Annotated in this window: 21 protein-coding genes; 7 read left to right on the top strand and 14 right to left on the bottom strand. The window is 67.0% G+C overall.

Features of this window, described 5'->3' with window-relative positions; genetic code table 11:
- Nucleotides 1-2: 2 nt before the first annotated feature.
- From SLQ31_RS00025 to SLQ31_RS00060, 8 genes are all read right to left on the bottom strand, one after another.
- Entirely contained in the window at nucleotides 3-1,325 is a 1,323-nt protein-coding gene (locus tag SLQ31_RS00025; RefSeq protein ID WP_319428524.1) for a maltokinase N-terminal cap-like domain-containing protein, read from the bottom strand.
- Nucleotides 1,322-3,076: a maltose alpha-D-glucosyltransferase gene (gene treS, locus SLQ31_RS00030; protein ID WP_319428526.1), complete on the bottom strand. Its 1,755-nt coding sequence runs from the start codon at nucleotides 3,074-3,076 to the stop codon at nucleotides 1,322-1,324. Before treS ends, SLQ31_RS00025 begins: the two co-directional genes overlap by 4 nt.
- A 126-nt stretch (nucleotides 3,077-3,202) precedes the next feature.
- The gene (locus tag SLQ31_RS00035) at nucleotides 3,203-4,183 is read right to left on the bottom strand and encodes an NADPH:quinone oxidoreductase family protein (protein ID WP_319428528.1); all 981 of its coding nucleotides are present in this window, start codon (nucleotides 4,181-4,183) and stop codon (nucleotides 3,203-3,205) included.
- Nucleotides 4,184-4,190: 7 nt separating this feature from the next.
- Nucleotides 4,191-4,667: a GreA/GreB family elongation factor gene (locus SLQ31_RS00040; RefSeq protein ID WP_319428530.1), complete on the bottom strand. Its 477-nt coding sequence runs from the start codon at nucleotides 4,665-4,667 to the stop codon at nucleotides 4,191-4,193.
- Between the two features lie 101 nt (nucleotides 4,668-4,768).
- Nucleotides 4,769-5,860 (bottom strand): ABC transporter ATP-binding protein, encoded by a 1,092-nt coding sequence (locus SLQ31_RS00045; protein WP_319428532.1) that lies wholly within the window; start codon nucleotides 5,858-5,860, stop codon nucleotides 4,769-4,771.
- Nucleotides 5,857-6,558: an ABC transporter permease gene (locus SLQ31_RS00050; protein WP_319432714.1), complete on the bottom strand. Its 702-nt coding sequence runs from the start codon at nucleotides 6,556-6,558 to the stop codon at nucleotides 5,857-5,859. Before SLQ31_RS00050 ends, SLQ31_RS00045 begins: the two co-directional genes overlap by 4 nt.
- Before the next feature lie 71 nt (nucleotides 6,559-6,629).
- Entirely contained in the window at nucleotides 6,630-7,484 is an 855-nt protein-coding gene (locus SLQ31_RS00055) for an ABC transporter permease (protein WP_319428534.1), read from the bottom strand.
- A 4-nt stretch (nucleotides 7,485-7,488) separates the two neighbouring features.
- Nucleotides 7,489-8,613, bottom strand: coding sequence for an ABC transporter substrate-binding protein (locus SLQ31_RS00060; protein WP_319428536.1), 1,125 nt, complete (start codon nucleotides 8,611-8,613; stop codon nucleotides 7,489-7,491).
- Between the two features lie 120 nt (nucleotides 8,614-8,733).
- On the opposite strand from SLQ31_RS00060, the gene SLQ31_RS00065 reads away from it, so the two are divergent.
- A complete protein-coding gene (locus SLQ31_RS00065; protein ID WP_319428538.1) occupies nucleotides 8,734-9,534 on the top strand; it encodes a HugZ family protein in 801 nt (266 codons plus the stop codon).
- Between the two features lies 1 nt (nucleotide 9,535).
- Here SLQ31_RS00065 and SLQ31_RS00070 read toward each other — a convergent pair whose 3' ends face one another.
- Together SLQ31_RS00070 and SLQ31_RS00075 are read right to left on the bottom strand one after the other, a co-directional pair.
- On the bottom strand, nucleotides 9,536-9,781 hold the full coding sequence (locus SLQ31_RS00070; RefSeq protein WP_319428540.1) for a hypothetical protein: 246 nt from the start codon (nucleotides 9,779-9,781) through the stop codon (nucleotides 9,536-9,538).
- A 32-nt stretch (nucleotides 9,782-9,813) separates the two neighbouring features.
- Complete coding sequence (locus tag SLQ31_RS00075; protein ID WP_319428542.1) at nucleotides 9,814-10,824, bottom strand: VWA domain-containing protein; 1,011 nt, start codon at nucleotides 10,822-10,824, stop codon at nucleotides 9,814-9,816.
- A 98-nt stretch (nucleotides 10,825-10,922) separates the two neighbouring features.
- On the opposite strand from SLQ31_RS00075, the gene SLQ31_RS00080 reads away from it, so the two are divergent.
- Nucleotides 10,923-11,933, top strand: a complete 1,011-nt coding sequence (locus SLQ31_RS00080; RefSeq protein WP_319428544.1) for a VWA domain-containing protein — start codon at nucleotides 10,923-10,925, stop codon at nucleotides 11,931-11,933.
- Nucleotides 11,934-11,959: 26 nt separating this feature from the next.
- On the opposite strand, the gene SLQ31_RS00085 is transcribed toward SLQ31_RS00080, so the two are convergent.
- On the bottom strand, nucleotides 11,960-13,318 hold the full coding sequence (locus SLQ31_RS00085) for a cytochrome P450 (protein WP_319428546.1): 1,359 nt from the start codon (nucleotides 13,316-13,318) through the stop codon (nucleotides 11,960-11,962).
- A 145-nt stretch (nucleotides 13,319-13,463) separates the two neighbouring features.
- Here SLQ31_RS00085 and SLQ31_RS00090 point away from each other — a divergent pair, with 145 nt between their 5' ends.
- Entirely contained in the window at nucleotides 13,464-13,688 is a 225-nt protein-coding gene (locus tag SLQ31_RS00090; protein ID WP_319428548.1) for a hypothetical protein, read from the top strand.
- Between the two features lie 9 nt (nucleotides 13,689-13,697).
- On the opposite strand, the gene SLQ31_RS00095 is transcribed toward SLQ31_RS00090, so the two are convergent.
- Nucleotides 13,698-14,297, bottom strand: coding sequence for a TetR/AcrR family transcriptional regulator (locus tag SLQ31_RS00095; protein ID WP_319432716.1), 600 nt, complete (start codon nucleotides 14,295-14,297; stop codon nucleotides 13,698-13,700).
- 70 nt (nucleotides 14,298-14,367) lie between these two features.
- On the opposite strand from SLQ31_RS00095, the gene SLQ31_RS00100 reads away from it, so the two are divergent.
- Nucleotides 14,368-15,207: an SGNH/GDSL hydrolase family protein gene (locus SLQ31_RS00100; protein WP_413641841.1), complete on the top strand. Its 840-nt coding sequence runs from the start codon at nucleotides 14,368-14,370 to the stop codon at nucleotides 15,205-15,207.
- A gap of 178 nt (nucleotides 15,208-15,385) precedes the next feature.
- Complete coding sequence (locus tag SLQ31_RS00105) at nucleotides 15,386-16,627, top strand: MCE family protein (RefSeq protein ID WP_319428552.1); 1,242 nt, start codon at nucleotides 15,386-15,388, stop codon at nucleotides 16,625-16,627.
- Here SLQ31_RS00105 and SLQ31_RS00110 read toward each other — a convergent pair.
- Entirely contained in the window at nucleotides 16,617-17,525 is a 909-nt protein-coding gene (locus SLQ31_RS00110) for an LLM class F420-dependent oxidoreductase (protein WP_413641485.1), read from the bottom strand. The two genes, SLQ31_RS00105 and SLQ31_RS00110, sit on opposite strands and share 11 nt — an antisense overlap.
- On the bottom strand, nucleotides 17,518-18,240 hold the full coding sequence (locus SLQ31_RS00115; protein WP_319428556.1) for a helix-turn-helix domain-containing protein: 723 nt from the start codon (nucleotides 18,238-18,240) through the stop codon (nucleotides 17,518-17,520). Before SLQ31_RS00115 ends, SLQ31_RS00110 begins: the two co-directional genes overlap by 8 nt.
- 102 nt (nucleotides 18,241-18,342) lie before the next feature.
- Here SLQ31_RS00115 and SLQ31_RS00120 point away from each other — a divergent pair, with 102 nt between their 5' ends.
- Both SLQ31_RS00120 and SLQ31_RS00125 read left to right on the top strand, forming a co-directional pair.
- Entirely contained in the window at nucleotides 18,343-19,905 is a 1,563-nt protein-coding gene (locus tag SLQ31_RS00120) for an MFS transporter (protein ID WP_319428557.1), read from the top strand.
- Nucleotides 19,906-19,926: 21 nt separating this feature from the next.
- On the top strand, nucleotides 19,927-21,081 hold the full coding sequence (locus SLQ31_RS00125) for a GDSL-type esterase/lipase family protein (RefSeq protein WP_319428559.1): 1,155 nt from the start codon (nucleotides 19,927-19,929) through the stop codon (nucleotides 21,079-21,081).
- The last annotated feature ends 34 nt before the right edge of the window (nucleotides 21,082-21,115 follow it).

Below are 21,115 nucleotides of genomic sequence, written 5' to 3' on the forward strand. Positions count from 1 at the left end.
AATCAGCCGACTAACCGGGCGATCGAGCGCAGCGGAATGTGCAGCCAGCTCGGCCGGAACCGCGCTTCATAGGCGGCCTCGTACACCGCCTTGTCCAGCTCGTACGCCGCGAGCACCGTGGCGCTATCGCGGGGGTCGGTGTCGGATTCGGCGGCATACCCGTCGCAGAACGACGCGCAGTTGCGATCCACCCACTCCTTGGCGCGAGCCGCCAACTGCCGGTCATCGGACTGGTCGATCAACTGTTGATAGGCCGCGTATTCGAACGAGCGCAGCATCCCGGCGATATCGCGCAGCGCCGAGTCCGGCTTGCGCCGCTCGTCGAGCGGCTGACCCGGCTCCCCTTCGAAGTCAATCAACAGCCAGCCTTCCGGGGTGCGCAGCGCCTGGCCGAGATGAAGGTCGCCGTGCACGCGCTGCACGGTGATCGGCTCGTCGTCCAGCTTGGCGTAGCGCTCCTCGATGGCGGGCAGATACTGCTCCAGATCAGGTACCGCCGCAGCGGCGCTCGCCAGCCGCTCACGCATCACGTCGACAGGTAGTACAGCTGTCGAGGTGCCCAACTCCTGGGCCAGGGTGGCATGCACCGACGCCACCGCTTCGCCCAATCGGTATGCCTCCCCGGCGAAGTCGCCGCCGACCTCATAGGCGTACAGGTCACCCTCGGCATACAGGTCGCGGGTGCTCGCGGTGGCCATCTTCCAGCCCTCCGCAGAGTTCGCGGCGTAGGCCGTCACCATGCCCAGCGGACAGGGCTCACCGTTGTCGCTCGCCTCGAACGACCCGAGAAGCCTTGCCACGTGTGGGTTTTCGGCTCGGCCGAGCACCCGGTTGAGTTCGATGTCCGGGTTGATCCCTGGCGAAACCCGACGGAACAGCTTGAAGATCGCCTGGTCATCGAACACCACGCTGGTGTTGCTCTGCTCGGCGCCCGACACCCGCGGCGCGGCATCCAGCGGCAGGATCACGCCGGGTTCCTTGCTGAAGGTGATGTGCCCGACCTTGTCCTCGGAGTCGATCAACGACAGCAGGAACTGCGCGGACGACGGATCGTAGAGACCGTCGTAGGCGGTGTGATCGTCGGCGGAGCCGATCGTGGCGATGGTGTCGTATTCCGATACGGGAGCCGAATCCCATTGGACCACAACCTGATACCGCTCGGCGGAGTCGTCGGTGTAGGTGACGTCGATCAGCATCAGGTCCAGCGCGGACCGTAACGACACCACCTCGGCGACCTGCGCCGAGGACAACGTCCGGCTGCGGCCGGCATACCATCGCTGGGTCGGCAGCCACTCCGTCCATGGCAAGTTCACCGGTGAGCTCATTGCTTCTCCTCCGACGGACTCAACCTGAACCAGTAGAACCCGTGCCCCGGCAGCGTCAGCAGATAGGGCAACTGGCCGATCCGCGGGAACGGCACATGCCCCGTCAGCTCCACCGGCGTGAACGAATTCCAATGCTGCAGATTCAACTCGATCGGCTGCGGGAAACGGGACAGATTGTTCACACACAGCACCGTGTCGCCGTCGTCGATCTCCCGAACATACGTCAGCACCGACGGGTTCGAGCCGCTCAACTCCCGGAAGGTTCCGGTGGCAAACGCGTCGTAGCGGCGCCGCACCGCCAGCATGGTGCGGGTCCAGTTCAGCAGCGACGTCGAACTGTCGCGCTGTGCTTCGACGTTCACCGACTGATAGCCATAGATCGGATCCTGGTTCGGCGGCAGGTACAGCCGACCCGGATTGGCGGTGGAGAATCCGGCGTTGCGGTCCGGGGTCCACTGCATCGGCGTGCGGACGCCATCGCGGTCACCCAGCCAGATGATGTCGCCCATCCCGATCTCGTCGCCGTAGTACAGCACCGGCGAGCCGGGCAGCGACAGCAACAGCGCGGTGAACAGCTGCATCTGGTTGCGGTCGTTCTCGAGCAGCGGGGCAAGGCGGCGGCGGATGCCCACGTTGGCCTTCATCCGCGGGTCCTTGGCGTACTCGGAGTACATGTAGTCGCGCTCTTCGTCGGTGACCATCTCGAGCGTCAGCTCGTCGTGGTTCCGCAAGAAGATGCCCCACTGCGCCATGTCGGGAATCGGCGGGGTGTTGGCCAGGATCTCCGAAATCGGGAACCGCGATTCGCGGCGCACCGCCATGAAGATGCGCGGCATCAGCGGGAAGTGGAACGCCATGTGGCATTCGTCGCCGCCGGTGCTGGCGTCGCCGAAGTAGTCGACAACGTCGGCCGGCCACTGGTTGGCCTCGGCCAGCAGGATGCGACCGGGGAACTCGTCGTCGATCACCTTGCGGCAGTGCTTGAGGAACGCGTGCGTCTCAGGCAGGTTCTCGCAGTTGGTGCCTTCGCGCTCGAACAGGTACGGCACCGCATCGAGGCGGAAGCCGTCGATGCCGAGGTCGAGCCAGAACCGCAGGACGTCGATCATCGCTTCCTGGACGGCCGGGTTGTCGTAGTTCAGGTCGGGCTGGTGGGAGAAGAACCGGTGCCAGTAGAACTGCTTGCGCACCGGGTCGAACGTCCAATTCGACTCCTCGGTGTCGACGAAGATGATCCGCGCATCGGTGTACTTCTGACTGGTGTCACTCCACACGTAGAAATCGCCGTACGGGCCGTCCGGGTTGCGGCGCGACTCCTGGAACCACTCGTGTTGATCCGACGTGTGGTTCATCACGAGGTCGGTGATGACCCGGATGCCACGCCGGTGCGCTTCGTCCAACAGGTCGACGAAATCGTCGACGGTGCCGAACTCGGGCAGCACCTTGTAGAAGTCGCGGATGTCGTAGCCGCCGTCGCGCAGCGGCGAGTCGTAGAACGGCGGCAGCCACAGGCAGTCGACACCGAGCCACTGCAGGTAGTCGAGCTGTTCGATCAGGCCACGCAGGTCGCCCGCGCCGTCGGAGTTCGAGTCGTAGAACGCCCGCACCAGCACCTCGTAGAACACCGCGCTCTTGAACCAGGTGCGATCGGCGGGCAGTGCTCGCGCCTGCCCGAAGTCTTCGGCGCTGGGGTGCTCGACGACGCCATCCTCGACGTGGCTGCCCTCGGCCGGATCGTTGATCAACTCCATCTAGGTCTCACTACCCCACACTGGCCGAGCCGAATCGTCCGCGACGTCGTTGTCGTCGTCCACCGTTGTAGTGGTCGCGCGCCCCGGCGGCAACCGGGCTTCGAAAATGCCTGGAGCAGAAAAGATTTACTCCTCCGGGCGAACGCGGACGACGACTTTGCCCTTGGCGGTGCGATTCTCCAGCGAGGCGACCGCCGCGCCCGCCTCCTCCAGCGGGTACACCTCGGGCTGCGGGGCCGCCAGCTTGCCGGAGATCAGCAGTTCGGCCAACCCGTCCCACTGTTCGGTGAGCGCGCCGGGGTGGCTCATCGTCCAGGCCCCCCAGCCGACGCCGACGACGTCGATGTTGTTCAGCAGCAGCCGGTTGACCTTGACAGTAGGGATCTCCCCGCCGGTGAAACCGACCACCAGCAACCGGCCGGCCGGGGCCAGCGAGCGCAGCGAGTCGGTGAACCGGTCGCCGCCGACCGGGTCCATCACGATGTCGACGCCCTTGCCGCCGGTCAGCTCGGCGACCGCGTCCTTGAATCCGTCGGCCAGCACGACGTCGGTGGCACCGGCCGCCCGCGCGATATCGGCCTTGTCCTCGGTGCTGACCACCGCGATCACCCGGCTGGCGCCCAGCGCCGGGGCGAGTCGCAGCGTCGAAGTGCCGATACCGCCCGCCGCGCCGTGCACCAGCACCGTCTCCCCGGCGGCCAGCCGGGCACGCACGGTCAGCGCGAAGTAGACGGTCAGGTCGTTGAACAGCAGCCCGGCGCCCGCCTCGAAGCTGACATTGTCGGGCAGCGGGAACACCCGCTCGGGCGTGAGCTCCACCGTCTCGGCCATCGCGCCGGTGATCATCGTCAGGCCGGCGACCCGGTCACCGGCCTTGACCGGAGCCCCCTCCGGCGCGGAGCGCACGACACCGGCGATCTCGGCGCCGAGGGTGAAGGGCAACTCCGGTTTGTACTGGTACAGGCCGCGGGTCAGCAGGGCGTCAGGGAAAGCCACGCCCGCGGCGTGGACGTCGACCAGGATCGCACCCTCACCGGACGGCTCGTCGACCTCGACCAGCTGCACCGACTCCGGACCGGCCAGCTCGGTCACCCTTATCGCCCGCATCGCACCTCTATCGCTCGTTCGGAAAATCGATGGCGAGCAGCTCGACCTGCAGTTCGCCGCGCGGCGTCGAGTAGGTGACGGTCTCGCCGGCCCGTCGCCCGAACAACGCTAAGCCCAGCGGACTGTCGGAGGTCAAGGTGGTGTCCTCTTCGCCGGCCGGCGTCTCCTCCAGGAAATTGACGATCCGCATCTGGATCGGATCGTCGCCGGGGAAGCGCAACGTCGCCGTCGTCCCGTTGGGCACCTGGCCCGGGGTGTCGGCATTCCCGCCGGCCAACAGCCAGCTCAGCCGGTTGATCTGCTCGTCGATGCCGGCCAGATCTTCGGAACGCTGCAGTGCGTCGGCGGCGTCCCCGCTGTCCCCGACGGTGTCCGCGTCGCCCTGCAGTTCGGCGCGAAGTTGATCACGACGACTGCGCAGCTCGGCCAGCTCCTCGTCGATCCGATCGCGTTCCTCACCGGTGAAATTCGTGTCCTGACCCATGTTCGCCAACGTACCTGCGCCCGATCTCCAACGAGTCAGAACTGGGAGCGAAGATCTCGCCTGTGACCTCGCTCTGACGTCTGTCTCGATTCCCCGTCGATCTAGGTGGGAAGCACCAGAACGGCGGTCTGGTCGATGGTGACGGCGACCCGAACACCGGGGGAGAGGTCAGCGGCGTGGTGGCTGGAGGCCTGCGAGATCAGCCGCGTCCCGTCGTCACACGTGCAGTGCACCAACGAGATCGGGCCGAGGAACGCTACCGAGACGACGGTGGCCAGTCCACCGGGGTCGGCGGTCACCCGCACCGACTCGGGCCGGACCAGCGCGACGCCACTACCCGTGGCGATCGAGCCGTCCCCGGCGGGCAGCGACGTTCCGAGCAGGTGCGCGTGGCCGTCGGCGACGGTGGCGTCGACTTTGTTGTTGAGGCCGACGAACTCGGCGACGAACGGGGTGGCCGGGTTGGCGTACACATCGGCGGGTGCGGAAATCTGTTCCAGCCGACCCCGATTCATCACACCGACCCGATCGGCGACGGCCAGCGCCTCCTCCTGGTCGTGCGTGACGAACAGCGTTGTCGTGCCGACTTCCAGTTGAACGCGCCGGATCTCGTCGCGCAGCTGTGCGCGCACCTTCGCGTCCAGGGCGCTCAACGGCTCGTCGAGTAGCAGCACGCGTGGCTGGATGGCCAGTGCACGGGCCAGTGCCACCCGCTGTTGCTGGCCGCCGGAGAGCTGACTGGCGTACTTCTGCTTGTGCTCCGACAGCCCGACCAGATCGAGCATGTCGGCGGCCAGCGTGGTCCGTTGAGCCTTGCTCTTGCCCCGCAGCTTGAGTCCGAATGCGACGTTGTCCAGGACGGTCAGGTGCGGGAAGAGGCTGTACGCCTGGAACACCATGCCCATATCGCGTTTGTTGGGGGCCACGTCGGTGATGTCGTTGCCGCCGACCGCGACCCGTCCCGACGTCGGCTCGTCCAACCCGGCCAGAATCCGCAGCGCGGTGGTCTTGCCGCAGCCGGACGGTCCGAGCAGGGCGACCATCTCACCGGGTTGCAGGTGCAGGGTCAGCCCATCGAGTGCGCGTACCGTCCCGGCACCCGCTCTTCCGCCGGCTCCGCCGGCACCCGCTCGTCCGCCGGCTCCGCCGTAAGTCCTTGTCACGTCGGTGAAATCGACGGCGACACCGGTCATGACTCGTTCCTCTGGGTACGCGATCGGCTGGTCACCAGCGAAAGGGTCAGCAGCAGAACGAAACCGAAGACCAGCGTCGCCAGCGATGCCGCCACCGACGTCGGCCCGTCACTCTTCCCGATCGCGACGATGACCACCTGCAGGTTCTGATATCCGCTCAACGAGGCGACGGTGTACTCGCCGAGCACCACCGCGATCGAGATGAACGCCGCCGACAAGATGCCCGACCAGATGTTGGGCACGACCACCCGCAGGATCGTCGTGGTCCAACCCGCCCCGAGGGAACGGGCCGCTTCGGCAAGGGTTTTCAGGTCGATCGAGGACAGCGCGCCGTCGATCGACCGGTAGGCGAACGGCAACACCAACACCACGTAAACGAACGTCAGGGTCAGCGCGGACTCGCCGAGGAAGTACACCACCCACAGGTAGACGTTGCGCAGCCCGACGACGATCACCAGAGCGGGAATGGTCAACGGCAACAGACAGAGGAACTCGATCAAGCGCCTGCCCCACGGCGCCCGCAGCCGGACCCAGATCATTGTTGGCACCAGGATCGCCAGCATCAGCACGACGGTGAACGCCGCGAGCAACAACGAGATGACGATCGCCTGGTACAGCATCTCGTTCTGTACCAGGTTCTTCCACGCCTGCAGCGTGCGTCCGCCGTGGATCAGGTCGCGGGTGCTGAAGTCGGCCATCGCATACAGCGGGAAGAGGAAGAACACTCCGAACGCGGTCAACGCCACGCCGCGTCCGAGACGACCGGTTCTCACTGCAGCCACCGCGACGTCCGGCGTACCAGCAGGTTGTAGGCGACCATCACCACGGCGACCACGACCACCATCTCCAGTGCCAGCGCATAGGCGAAACCGGACTGCCCGAGCACCACCTCGGAGGTCAGCGCGGTGCGGATCAGCAGCGGCACGATCGGGCTGCCCTGGCTGACCAGTGCCGCTGCGGTGGCGTAGGCGGCAAACGCGTTGGCGAACAACAGCAATGCCGAGCCGAGGAACGCCGGCATGAGCAACGGGAAGCCCACCTCGCGCCAATAGGCCCAGCGGGACGCGCCCAGGCTGACCGCGGCTTCGCGCCATTCCGTGCGCAGCCCTTCCAGCGCCGGGGTGAACACGATGACCATCAGCGGGATCTGAAAGTAGGTGTAGACCAGGATCAGGCCGCGCAGCGAGTACAGCCAGCCGTCGCCGGCCAGGTTGAACCCGAACCGCTCGGACACCCAGAGCGTCAGCACCCCGTTGAGACCGATCGTCGCCAGGAACGCGAATGCCAAAGCCACCCCGCCGAATTGGGCCAGCACGCTACACAGGGACAACACGACGCGGCGCAGCGGCGAGGTGGGTGCACTGGTGACGACCAGCCACGCCAGTACCGCCCCCAGTATCGCGCCGATCAAGGCCGTACTCGCCGACAGCAGAACGCTTTTACCCAGGGCGCTCAACGCGGTTTCGGAGAACAGTAACCCGATCCGCTGCAGCGAGAACACCCCGTCGAGATAGAACGCGGACACGATCACCGTCACCGTCGGGACGATCAGGAAGATGGTGACGAACACCCCAAAGGGCAAGAGGGGAAGGGCTTCCCGCACGCGTCGGCCCACGGCGGACACAAGGTCAGCCGATCGCCTTGGCCCAGTTGTCGGCCAGGTATTTGTTGGCGGTGTCGGTCTGCGCTTGGGTCAGGATGACGGGCTTTCCGCTGACCGGGGGCAGCTTCTCGTAGGCGGCGGCGTCGATGGTGCCGGACCTGACCATGTCATCCGCGCGCACCGGTCGCGCCCCGCCGGCCAGGTACAGGTTCTGTCCCTCGTCGCTGAACAGAAACTCCTGCCACAGCCGCGCCGCCGCCGGGTGCGGGGCATCCTTGTTGATCGCTTGGAAGTAGTAGCCGCCCAGCACCGCGTTCTGCGGTACGAACACCTTCCAGCTCGGCAGCTTCTTGGTTTGCGCGGCGTTGAGGTAGTCCCAGTCGATGACGACGGGAGTCTGACCGGACTCGATGGTCGCCGGCGTCGGGTCGACGGGAAGGAAGTTGCCCGCCTGCTTCAACTTGCCGAAGAACCCCACGCCGGGAGCGACGTCGTCGGCCGAGCCACCCTGCGACAGTGCCACCATCGCCACGCCGGAGAAGGCGGCGCCGGCCTGAGTGGGATCGCCGTTGAGAGCCACCTTGCCCTTGTACGCGGGATTCAGCAGGTCGTTGACGGTGCTCAAATCGGGGACCTTGGCCGAGTCGTAGCCGATCGACATGTAGCCGCCGTAGTCGTTGACCCAGGTTCCGCCGCCGTCCTTCATCCCCGCCGGGATGCTGTCGAAGGTCGCCACCTTGTACGGCGCGAACAGGCCGGTGTTCGCCAGTGCCACCGACTGCCCGAGGTCGAACACGTCGGGTGCGGTGCTGCGGCCCTTCTGCTGATTGGCGGCGTTGATCTCCTCCTGGCTGGAGGCGTCGGGCTGCCCGGAATTCACTTTGATGCCGTACTTGTCTTCGAACGCCTTGATGCTGGCGCCGTAGTTGGCCCAGTCCGGTGGCAGAGCGATGACGTTGAGTTCGCCCTCCTTCTTGGCCGCGGCGATCAGCCCGTCCATCCCGCCGAAATCGGCGGCCGACGTTGCTTGGCCGGCCGGCGCTCCGGAGCCCGTTTTCTCCTCGCCACCATTTTTGGCCGGCGGTGCGCAGGCGACGGCGGCGAGCAGGACAGCAGCCGCGACGGCGGAGACCACACGTACGTTCTTCATGACCGAACCTTCTTGTGCCAAGGAAGCGATGCGGTGGCGCCGCGGCGAGCACGGCGTTTCGCGGCGGTGAACGAGATCGCAGCGATGACCCGAGATTACCGAGCGGGGTACGGTGCCGGGGTGGTTACCCGCGATCATGGCGACCCGGGCGATGCGCCCTCGGTTCCGCCGCCGCTGACCGATATCGCCGATGCGACCCGCCCGTCGCCGGCCGAGGAGGCGCGCAGCATCGCCGCGTCGACCAACACCGCGACGCTGGCATCGCTGACCAGCACCGGCGATCCGTGGGCCTCCTTCGTCACCTACGGGCTGCTCGACGGCGCACCGGTCCTCTGCGTGTCCAACATGGCCGAACACGGCCGCAACCTACTCGGTGACCCGCGCGCCAGCCTGGCCATCGTCGCGCCCACCACCGAGTCCGATCCGCTCGCCAGCGGACGGATCACGCTGGCCGGTATCGCCGAACGCCCATCCGGCGACGAATTGCGCGCGGCGCGCGACGCTCACCTGGCGGCCGTCGCGGCGGCGAAGTACTACATCGACTACTCCGACTTCACGCTGTGGGTGCTGCGCGTGCAACGCGTGCGCTGGGTGGGCGGCTACGGGCGGATGGATTCGGCGACCGCAGCCGACTACGACGCCGCCTCGCCGGACCCGGTTCGCCCGAACGCCGCCGGTGCGCTGGCGCACCTCAACGCCGACCACGCCGGCTCCCTGGTGGAGATGGCACAGGCGCTCGGCGGCTACCCGGATGCGACTGTCGCGGTGTGCACCGGCATCGACCGCTACGGGCTCGACCTCCGCGTAGACACTCCCCGCGGTATGGGATACACCCGGGTCGGGTTCGGTGCACCGCTGTCGTCTGCCGACGAATTGCGAACGGCCTCAGTCGATCTGGTCGCGCGCGCCCGGCGCGGGTGAACTAAGCGCCGAGTTCGGCGATGGTCATATCGAGGACGTCGGCCTGCTCGACAAGCTCATGGTCCGACAGCGGCTCGCCGCCGACCCGCTCGATCAATTCGTCGCGGGTGATGACCTGTAGCGCGCCCCGGTACTCGTCGGTGTCCAACGCCGCGGGGTCGACGACATGGATACGGCCTTCGACGAGGATCAGTACCGTGTCGGCGTCGCTGGCGAGTAGTTGGCGAACGTTGTCGGCGGTGATCATTCTGGTGCCTCCTCTTCTGACGTCTGCATCCATCATGCGGGCAGGTTTCGGTTCACCGCCAGACCCAGGAACACCGCGATGGTGGCGACCAGTACCGCCAGGCGCAGCCAGCCGGTACCGGCCGGGGCACTCACGGTCTGATAGCCGACCTGCTGCAGCACCGAGTCGTAGCTTTTGTTGAGTTCGTCGATGTTGGTCGCCTTGTAACTCTGGCCCCCGGACAGTTGGGCGATCTGCTTCATCTGCCGGTCATCGGACGGCACCGGGATCGTGTCGTCTTTGAGGGTGACGACCCCGCCCTGGGTGCCGAAGGTGATCGTGGAGACCGGCACGCCCTGGTCCTTGGCGGCCCGGGCGGCGGTGAAGGCGCCGCGCGGATTGTCGGGGTTGGCCGGTTTGTTCTCGCCGCCGTCCGACAGCAACACGATCCGCGCCGGCGGTGGGGTCGCTTCACCGGCGCTGAGCACCGTCGACACGGTCTGGATGGACTCCAGCGCGGTGAAGATGGCCTCCCCGGTGGCGGTCGAGTTGTCCGGCTGGAGTTTGTCCAGTGCGGTGACGGTGGCGCCGTGATCCGGTGTTGGCGAAACCAGCAGGTTGACGTTGCCGCCGAAGGACACCAGCCCCAGATTCACCCCCGGGGTCAGTTGCTGCGCGAAGGTCTTCGCCGCGTCCTGGGCGGCCCGCAGCCGGGTCGGGGGAACGTCCTTGGCCTGCATGGACTGGGATACATCGATCACGAGCATCACGACGGCCCGGTTGCGGGGGATGCGCGCCTGGTGGGTCGGGCCGGCCAGCGAGAACACCAGAAACAGCAATGCGAGCATGGCCACTGCAATCGGCAAGTGCCGCAAGCGATGTGGCCGCTTCGGTGCGAGGCGGGCCATCGCCGCGGCATCGCCGAACTGGCTCAGGCGGCGGCGCCGTTGAATCTGGGCGGCGGCGTACAGCCCGATCAGCGCGACGGGAACCAGGGCCAGCAACAGCAGGCCTGGATGCGCCAACCCAGCCAGAGTCAATGACCCGATGCCGGGCAACGTCATCTAATCCACTCCTGTCGTCACTCCTGGCTGGTCATCAGGCCCAGCCTGTCCTCAGAATTCGTGGCTAACGTGTCCTTTGTACCGGCGGAAGTTGAGAGGTGGTCGCACCGGCTGTGAGTTCGCTGTCCCTTTCGGGCTTCGAGACCCCGTGGTTGTTCCTGTACCTGCTGATCATCGCCGTGGCCGTGCTGGTCTACGTGCTCATTCAGCGGGTGCGGTCCCGCCGCGTGTTGCGCTTCGCGAACATGGCGCTGTTGGAGCAGGTTGCCGCCGGTCGCAAGCCCCGGCGGTGGCGCCACCTGCCTGCGGCACTGCTGGTGGCGGCACTGGCCTTGCTGACCACCGCCATGGCCGGCCCGACCCACGACGTGCGCATTCCCCGTAACCGCGCGGTCGTCATGCTGGTGATCGATGTCTCGGAGTCGATGAGGGCCACCGACGTGGCACCCAGCCGCATCGAGGCCGCCCGCGACGCGGGCAAGCATTTCGCTGACCTGCTCACCCCCGGCATCAATCTGGGCCTGGTGAAGTTCTCCTCCGGGGCAACGCTGTTGGTCGCCCCCACCATCGATCGCGACCAGGTCAAGCAGGCGATCGACAAGCTGGTGCCCGAGCCGCGTACCGCCACCGGGGAAGGCATTTTCACGGCACTGCAAGCGATTGCCACCACCGGTGCGGTGATGGGCGGCGGTGACGGACCGCCGCCGGCCCGCATTGTGCTGGAGTCCGACGGCAAGGAGACGGTGCCACCCGACCTGGACTCTCCGCGTGGCGCCTTCACCGCCGCGCGTGCGGCCAAGGAACAGGGCGTGCCGATCTCGACGATCTCGTTCGGCACGCCGGACGGGGTGGTCGAAGTCGACGGCCAGCAGATCCCGGTGCCCACCGACGACGAGTCACTGGCCGCGATCGCCGATATCAGTGGCGGCCAAGCCTTCCGAGCGACGAGCCTCGGCGAATTGAATCGGGTGTATTCGACCCTGGACGAGCAGATCGGCTACCAGGTGGTGCGCGGCGATGCCAGCGGAGGCTGGGTGGCTCTCGGCGCGCTGGCGCTGGCGTTGTCCATCGGTGCGGGGATCGTGGTGAATCGCCGGCTCCCGGCCTGACGCGATTCCCAGCAGATTCCCAGTCGTTACCCAGTGGCGGATTGCGTGCTCGCCGAATCGACCAGGCGGGTCATCGTCGAGCGCCGGTGCACCACGGCGAGCCCGCCGTCTCCCGGAGCGTTCGCGATCCCCCGTGAGTGGTAGGCCTCACCCGCCGCACTGGTGGGTTCAAAGGTGAACTCGCGCAGCAATGTTCGTAGCGTGACGCGCATCTCCATGTTGGCGAACGCGGCCCCGATGCACCGGCGGATGCCGCCGCCGAACGGAATCCAGGTGTAGTTGTCCGGCGGGCTGCCGATGAATCGGTCCGGGTCGAAGATCGACGGGTTCTCGAACCGGTCGCGGTTGGCATGCGCTGAGGCGATGCTGACGATCACCACGTGTTTCTCCGGAATCACCCACTCGCCCAGCCTCATTCGCTGCAGCGTCAGCCGGGAGGTCCCGTCGATGACCGGCCGCATCCGCTGGACTTCCCAGATCGTCGCCTGCTGCAGTTCGGAGCCGCCGGCGTCGGCTTCCTCGGTCAGCCGGTCCAACAGCTGCGGGTGCCTGCGGACCCGTTCGACCAGCCAGGCCAGGGTGGTCGCCGTGGTCTCGTGACCGGCGGTCAGCAGGGTCAGCAACTCGTCGGCGACGTGACGGTCGGAGATCGCGGACCCGTCGTCGTAGCGCGCCCGCAGCATCAGCGAGAGCACATCGGCGCGCTCCTCGAATGCCGGGTCGTTGCGCGCGTCGGCGATCAGCGAGTCGACGATCTCGTCGTAGCGGCGGCGGTAGCGCCGCATGGCCCCGCCCGGGCTGCGCGGTCCGAAATCGCGGCGGAAGAACTTCGGCAGAATCGCCAGGCGGGAGCCGACCACCACCGCCTTGGGCAGCGCTTCGCGCAGTTCGTCGAACGCCGCACCCTCGGCACCGAACACCGTGCGCAGGATGGCGTTGAGGGTGATGTGCATCATCGACGGCAGCGTGTCGAACTCGACGCCCTCGGGCCAACCGGCGATCTCGCGCATCACCTCTTCCTCGACGATGGCTTCATACCCCTGCATGCGCTTGCCGTGAAACGGCGGGACCAGCAACTTGCGCCGCTCGCGGTGCTCGTCGCCGTCGAGGCTGAAGGTGGAGCCCGGGCCGAGCACCTCGCCCAGATTGGTCGCCCGGCCCACCAGGTCGCTGCCGGTGGTGAACAGGTCCTTGACCAAGGCCGGCTCGCTGATCAACACCGCCTTGCCGAAGATCGGCAGGTTCAGGGTGACCGCCGACCCGTAACGCCGGGTCAGACCGCCGACCGCCGTCCGCCGCGAGGTGAAGAACTGCAGGCCCTGGATCAACTTGGGCGTGCGCGGACCGGGTGGCAGTCGGACCGGATCGCTCGTCGCCTGCGCCATCGTCCTCATCCCCTCACTTCGGTACGTTGATGTACCGGCCACGGTACGCCGCTGTACCGACCGGCACAACGTGGGTTCGGCGGACCCGCCGCAGTACTCTTGGCCGTCGGGGCGCCATAACGACGCCCAGGAGGAGTGAGCACTGATGTCTGGCACCGACGAGCGGCAGACCCTTTCGGAGGCCGGCGCGGAGAAGGGCTGGCAGCGCCAGGAAAGCGATCGCGTCGATGTCTACCGCCGCGACCGCTACCGGGTCAGGGTGATCTGGCGGGGCTCCGACGCGATCAGCGGCGCGTCGCTGTTCGACCACGACATGTACGAGGGCTACACCCGCGATCTGGCCAAAGTCCGTACCTGGCTGAAGAAGTAACCGCGGGGCTCAACCGCTGCGAGGTGGCCCGAGCAGTGCGCTCGCGGCATCGACCGCCTCGTCGGTGATATCGCTCATCCGGCCACCGCTCTCGACGGTCACCGCCGTCAGTTCCCTCAAGCCACCGATCAGCATGAGCGCCCGCTGGCGGGACACCATCGGAATGCCTGCGACCCGCAATTCCTCGGTGTCGGACAGGGTCCGGACCATCGTGATGAACGACTCCGTCACCTCCCGCTGCAACTCGCGGGCGGCCATGCCGAGCGCGGGCACGTCGCGGATCCAGCTCAACATCACCGCCGGCTGTGACTCGGCATTGGCGACCCACGCCTCGACCGCCTGCCTGATCTGCGCCTCCCATGGCAGCGCCGGGTCCACGGCGGCCGAGATGGTGTCGACGGCACGGCGGTTGGTGTCGGCGAGCAGCGCGACCAGACACGCTTCCCGGTCGGTGAAGTACTCGTAGAACGTGCGCCGGGAGGTTCGCGCGCGGCGGACGATTTCGGCGACCGTGGTCGCGGAATAGCCGATGTCGGTGATCGAGGCGGCCAGGGCGTCGACGAGTCGCTGGCGCGGATTCGGCGGAAGAGGGTCCGAAAGCGGTGCCATGGCTGCCGTGGATGGTGCCGATTCCACCGACTTCACCGTATGTACACCCCGCCTTCCCCTTTGCCAGCCGATCGTACTGCCGTGCCTGGCACTAAAATCCAAGATCGTGTCGGACATCGGTTTCTCCCGGTACGTCGCGATCGGCGACAGCCAGACCGAGGGCCTGTGGGACGGCGATGACACCACCGGTGTGATCGGATTCGCCGACCGGCTTGCGGCCCTCCTTGACGTCCGCTGTCCCGGGTTGAGGTACGCCAACCTCGCCATTCGGGGTAAACGCGTGACCGACGTTCTCAATGACCAACTGCCGCAAGCGCTGGCGATGGAACCGGATCTGGTTACCGTCTGCGTCGGCATGAACGACGTGACCAGACCGGGCCGGACGTTCGCGATCGCGATGGCCGATCTCGATGATGTCTACCAACAGCTCGCCGATTCCGGGGCAACCGTGGTGACGACGCTGTTCCCCGACGTCGCCAGGATGCTGCCGGTGGGCCGGCTGATCGGTTCGCGAATCCAGCAGGTCAACGACGTCATCAGAGGTGCGGCCGATCGGCACGGCTTCGGATTGGTCGACCTCTACAACGCGGAATCGATGAACGAGCCGTCGATCTGGAGCCACGACCGCATGCACGCGTCGACCAGGGGGCACATTCTGTTCGCCGAGGCCGCCGCCGAAGCACTGAAACTTCCCGGCAGCAACCATGATTGGGCGCAACCCAGCGGCGAAGAGATCCAAGACAGCTTTTGGCAACGCCAGTATGCCCAAGCGCAGTGGACCCGCGGCCTCCTGATCCCGTGGGTGTGGCGCCACGCGCGCGGTCGATCGTCCGGAGATGGCCGAGATCCGAAATATGCTGAACTGCAGCGAGTTTCAGAGCGCGTGCGAATGGCCCACCAGAACGCCTGACCGACTGGCTGTGACCCACATCACGTAGGCCTATGGAACCGTGAGTTCATCACTGATACCGATTGGTCTGAAAACCCCGACGCCCCCGACCTGCGTGGGATAGTGGCAACACGAACGAATGGCGATCTGCAGTTGAATTGTCGGTGGGGGGAACCCGTGACGGGTAGGCGCGGACCTGATGAGTGAGCGCAACGGCGCGTCGCCCGGGTGGTTCCAGGCCCGGGCCCGGCATTGGCAGTACTCGCCACCGCTCAAGACCGCCTTCGTGGTGACGATTGTTCTGTTCACCGTCATCGTGGTGGTCGTACTCATGCAATTCCGCGGCGATTTCACGCCCAAGACCCAACTGACGCTGATCTCGCAGCGGTCCGGCCTGGTGATGGATCCCGGGTCGAAAGTCACCTACAACGGGGTGCAGGTCGGTCGGGTCACCGGCGTCGACCCGATCGAACGCGACGGCACCACCCAAGCCAAGCTGTCGCTGGACGTCGACCCGAAATACATCGCGCTGATCCCCGCCAACGCCATCGCGGAGGTTAAGGCCAGCACCGTCTTCGGCAACAAGTACGTGTCTTTCCGCAGTCCGCCGGATCCGACCAAGCAGCGCATTTCCAGCAAGGACGTCATCGACGTATCGCACGTCACGACCGAGTTCAATACGTTGTTCGAGACGTTGACGTCGATCTCGGAGAAGGTCGATCCCGTCAAGCTGAACATGACGCTGTCAGCGGCCGCCGAAGCGCTCAACGGTCTCGGCACCAAGTTCGGGCAGTCGATCGTCAACGGCAATGCCGTCCTCGATGACGTCAATCCGCAGATGCCGCAGATCCGCACCAACATTCAGCAGCTCTCGAAGCTGGCCGATGTCTACACCAAGGCCAGCCCCGACCTGTGGGACTTCCTCGACCACGCGGTCACCACCGCCCGCACGCTCAACGAGCAGCAGAAGGATCTCGATGCCGCGCTGCTGGCCGCCACCGGTTTCGGCAACACCGGCGCCGACATCTTCGAACGCGGCGGCCCGTACTTCGTGCGCGGCCAAGCCGACCTGATTCCCACCGCCAAACTGCTCGACACCTACAGCCCCGAAATCCTGTGCACCATCCGCAACTACGCGACCTCGACTGCGGCGGAGAGTGCGGGCGGCAACGGCTATTCGATCGATTTCCACATCGGCCTGACCGGCGCCCCGAACCCCTACGTGTATCCCGACAACCTGCCGCGGGTGAACGCCAAGGGTGGCCCCGGCGGCGCGCCCGGCTGCTGGCAGCCCGTCACCCACGACTTCTGGCCGGCGCCGTTCCTGGTGGCCGACTACGGCGCTTCCCTGGCGCCGTACAACCACTTCGAGCTCGGCCAGCCTCTGCTCACCGAGTACGTCTGGGGACGTCAGGTCGGCGAGAACACGATCAACCCCTGAGGTTCAGCACCCCGGCCAGTTCACGCAGCGCCGGGCGTGGATCCCAGGCCGGATCTCCGTCGCCGAGCACCTGCACCACCACGTGATCGGCACCCGCGTCGAGGTGGGCGGTCACTGTCGCCGCAGCCTGTTCCACGGAACCCTGCCCGACGATCCGGCCGGCCAACCGGTCCGAACCGCCGCGCACCAGATCTGATTCGTCGAAGCCTTGTCGCAGCCAGGAATTGCGATAGTTCGGCAGGCCCGAATAGACCTCGAGGTGCAGGTGCGCGCGGCGCATCTGCTCCTCGGCGCTCTCCCCGACGACGACGGCCTGCTCGGACACCACCCACTTGTCCGGCCCCAGGATCTCCCGGGTCGTGGCGGTCTGTTCGGGCAGCACCAGATACGGATGCGCCCCGTCGGCATGGGTGCCCGACAGCTCGATCATCTTGGGGCCAAGGGCGGCGAGCAGGCGGGTGGGCCGTCCCGAGCCCGGCTCGACGAACTCCGGTAAGCCGGCCATCCGGTCCAGGTAGCCGCGCATGGTGGCCAGCGGTTTCTCGTAGGTGCCGCCGAGCATGTGCTCCACCAGCGGCCCATGGCTGACACCGAGACCGAGGATGAACCGGCCCGGGTAGGTGGCGGTCAGGCTGCGGCCACCGCCTTCGGCGATCGTGGCCAACCGGGCGTGGATGTTCGCGATGCCCGTGCCCAGCACCAGCCGTTGCGTTCCGGCCAGGAACACCGCCGACTGGACCATGGCGTCCTTGAGGCCCACCTCCGGGATGAACAGCGAACCGTAGCCCAGCGCTTCGATTTCCTGGGCGACCTCGACGGCGGCGGGCATCGGCCAGCTCTCGCTGGCCCACCACACGCCGATGCGGGACGGGAAGTCGATGGTCGGGCGATCAGTCAAGGTCACTCCTGGAGTCAGCTGGTTGGGTTGCCGGCAGGGATTCGATGCGCAATGTGTCGCCCGTCAGCATGGCGATCGAGCTGCGGAGCTCTTCGGCGGGGGTGGGCGGCGGCAGCGGCTCGTGCGGGCCGACCCGGAACGAGTCGACCATCAGTGCGGCGAACCTGCGCCAGGCGTCGGGCGCGTGCAGGCGGGTGGCTTCCAGCACTCCGGTATTGGCCAGCAACATCACCACGATGTCGCCCACACCGATGTCCTGGCGCAGCATCCCGTCCTGCTGCGCGCGGGCGATGACCTGGCCGAGCTTGGCCACCGCTTCGGCGGCCCGCGTTTCGATCACCGAGCTCGCCGGAAACGCGGTGGTGAGCAGGGCCCGCAGCCCGGGGTCGGAGGCCTGCAGCGCGCATACGTCGTAGACGAGGTCGCGAAAGCCGTCCCAGGCCACCGGATTGTTCAGTGCCTTCTCGACCGCGTCCTCGTAGGACGTCATGTTGCGCTCGAACGCCGCGATCGCGAGGTCGGTGCGGGTGGGAAAGCGCCGATACAGGGTGGCCACCCCGACGCCCGCGCTGCGCGCCACATCCTCCAAGGGGACTGACAGGCCCTGTTCAGCAAACAGCCGAGCGGCCGCGGTCACGATTCGTTCCCGGTTGCGTTCAGCGTCGGCCCGCAGTGGCCTGGATCGCTCCACACCCCATTGTGCGTCTGGAATCACCAACTCAGAATACTCCCCGAAGTGGAGGGTTACCACCAGTTGCGGCTAGGGTTGTGCGTAAGAAGTGGTGGGATTCCTCCACTTAATGAAAGGAGTCGGACCGTGGCTATCACCACAGTTCAGCGGCCTACGCATGCGCGCCACGCGCAGCCGAAGATGGGCCTGCGCGGAAATCCGTGGTGGATTCTCGCCGCCGTCTCGGTGGGCGTCATCATGGTTGGGCTCGACGCATCCGTCGTCGCCATCGCCAATCCGCGTATCGCCACCGACCTCAACGCGTCACTGTCAGACCTGCAGTGGATCACCGATGCCTACCTGCTCAGCCTGGCGTCGCTGTTAATTTTTGGCGGCAAACTCGGCGACATGTTCGGCCGGCGCCTGGTCTTCCTGATCGGCGTGATCGGGTTCGCGGTGACCTCCGTGGGGATCGGCCTCATCGGATCCGTCGCCGGGGTGATCGCGATGCGCGCGCTGCAGGGTGTCTTCGGCGCGCTGCTGATGCCCAGCACGCTGGCGATCATTCGCAAGGCGTTCCCGCCGCACAAACTCAACACCGCCATCGGTATCTGGGGCGCCGCGACCGGGGTGTCGGTGGCCGCCGGGCCGGTCCTGGGTGGCGTCCTGGTCGAGCACCTCAACTGGGAATCGGTCTTCTACATCAACGTGCCGATCGCGGTCGTCGCGGTCGTCCTGGGTGCCGCCGCGATCGTCGAGAGCCGCAGCGACGAGCGAGCCCGGCTCGACGTGGCCGGCATCCTGACCCTGTCCGGCAGCCTGTTCCTGCTGGTGTACGGGCTGATCAAGGCCCCGGAGTGGGGCTGGCTGAACCCGCAGACGGTGGCCTTCCTGATCGGCGGCGTCGTCTTGATGGGCGCCTTCGTGATCGTCGAGCGCCACACCGGCGACCCGATGTTGCCGCTGCGCCTGTTCGCCAACTCGTCGCTGTCGATCGGCGCCACGGTGGTCACGATCAACTTCTTCGCGCTCTTCGGTGCCCTGTTCTTCATGACGCTGTACCTGCAGAACGTGCAGGGGTGGAGTCCGGTGGAAACCGGCGTCCGGACGCTGCCGCTCAGCGCGGCGATGATGGTCATGGCCCCGTTGTCCGGGGTCATCACCGAGCGATTCGGCCCGCGACCGGCGATGGTGACCGGCCTGCTCGGTGTCGCTGGCGGCCTGGCACTGCTCAGCCAGCTGCAGGCCGATTCCGGCTACGGCGCGATCTGGCCGGCCTTCGCACTGCTGGGCACCGGCGTCGGCCTGGTGCTGACCGCGAGCTCGGACGCCATCGTCGGCAACGCACCGGTCGACGACGCCGGGGTGGCCGGCGGTATCCAGAGCACCTCGGTGCAGCTGGGCGCCGTGCTGGGCACCACGATCCTGGGCTCGGTGCTGTCCAGCAAGGTCGGCTCGACACTCGTCGACAAGCTGGCCACCGCGGGCACCCCTGCGCCGATCGCCGAGAAGTTGGCTCCGGCAAAGGAATTGGTGTCCAAGGGGTTGGCTCCGTCGATCCCCGGCGCCCCGCCGCAGCTGACCGCCGCGATCACCAGCGGCAGCCACGAGGCATTCATGGCCGGCTTGCAGCTGTCGATGTGGGTTGGGGCCGCCGCCGCGGCGGTCGGCGCGGTGCTCGCGCTGTTCGTCCGGCGCGGCGAGAGCTAGGGCTCGATACATTCGGGAGAGATGAACTCCCAATTGATAACCCACCCCATTGCGGGCGGCCTCTTCCGCGGGCTGGCCGAGTTGGAGCGCACCGAACGCGGCTGGCTGCCGCACCGGTTGCCCCGCCGTGCTCGTGAGCAGTGTGCCGACCCCCAGCTGGCCGCCGTGGAGGCCCAGCCGTCCGGCGTGCGGTTGGCCTTCCGCACCCGCGCGACGGCGATCGAGCTCGATCTACTGCGAACGCGGACGGTGCTGGTGGGTGTGCCCGAACGTCCCGACGGGACGGTTGACCTGCTCATCGACGGCAGCCTCGCCGGTCAGGCGCCGACGAGCGGGGGCGACACCGTGCTGGCCGATCCCGCCTCGGGGCGCACCGACATCGAGCGCGGCCCCGTCGGGACCGTCCGGTTCGCGGGGTTGGCTGCGCGCGATAAGGACGTCGAGATCTGGTTGCCGCACTACGAGCGCACCGAGGTAGTCGCCCTGCGCACCGACGCACCGATCACCGAATCGCCGACGGGACGCCGCCGGGTCTGGCTGCACCACGGCAGCTCGATCAGCCAAGGTTCCAACGCGGCCAGCCCCAGCACTACCTGGCCCGCGGTGGCTGCCCGGCTGGGCGGAGTCGACCTGATCAACCTCGGGCTGGCCGGCAGCGCGATGCTCGACCCGTTCACCGCACGCGCGATGCGGGACACCCCCGCCGACGTCATCAGCGTCAAGATCGGCATCAACTTGGTCAATGCCGACGTCATGCGGCTGCGCGCCTTCGAGCCCGCGGTCCACGGATTCCTGGACACCATCCGTGACGGCCACGCGGGAGTTCCGTTGCTTGTCGTGGGACCGCTGTACTGCCCCATCCACGAACACACACCGGGTCCGGGTGCCTTCGATCCGGCCGCGCTCGCTGCGGGACAGGTCAGATTCCAGGCCACCGGCGACCCCGCCGAGACCAGTCGGGGCAAGTTGACGCTGTCCGTCATCCGCGAACGCCTCACAAAGCTCGTGCAGTCCCGCGCGACTGATGATCCGCACCTGGACTACCTCGACGGTCACGACCTCTACGGTCCGGACGACATCGCCGAACACCCACTGCCGGACAACCTTCACCCCAGCGCGGCCGCCCACGAAATGATCGGCGAGCGCTTCGCTCGCCGTACATTCTTCGCACCGTAATCGCCGTCCCGCTGGGTGACGTTCCGCCACAAGT

Source organism: Mycobacterium sp. RTGN5 (genome assembly GCF_033804465.1).
In the GTDB taxonomy this organism is placed as follows: Bacteria; Actinomycetota; Actinomycetes; order Mycobacteriales; family Mycobacteriaceae; genus Mycobacterium.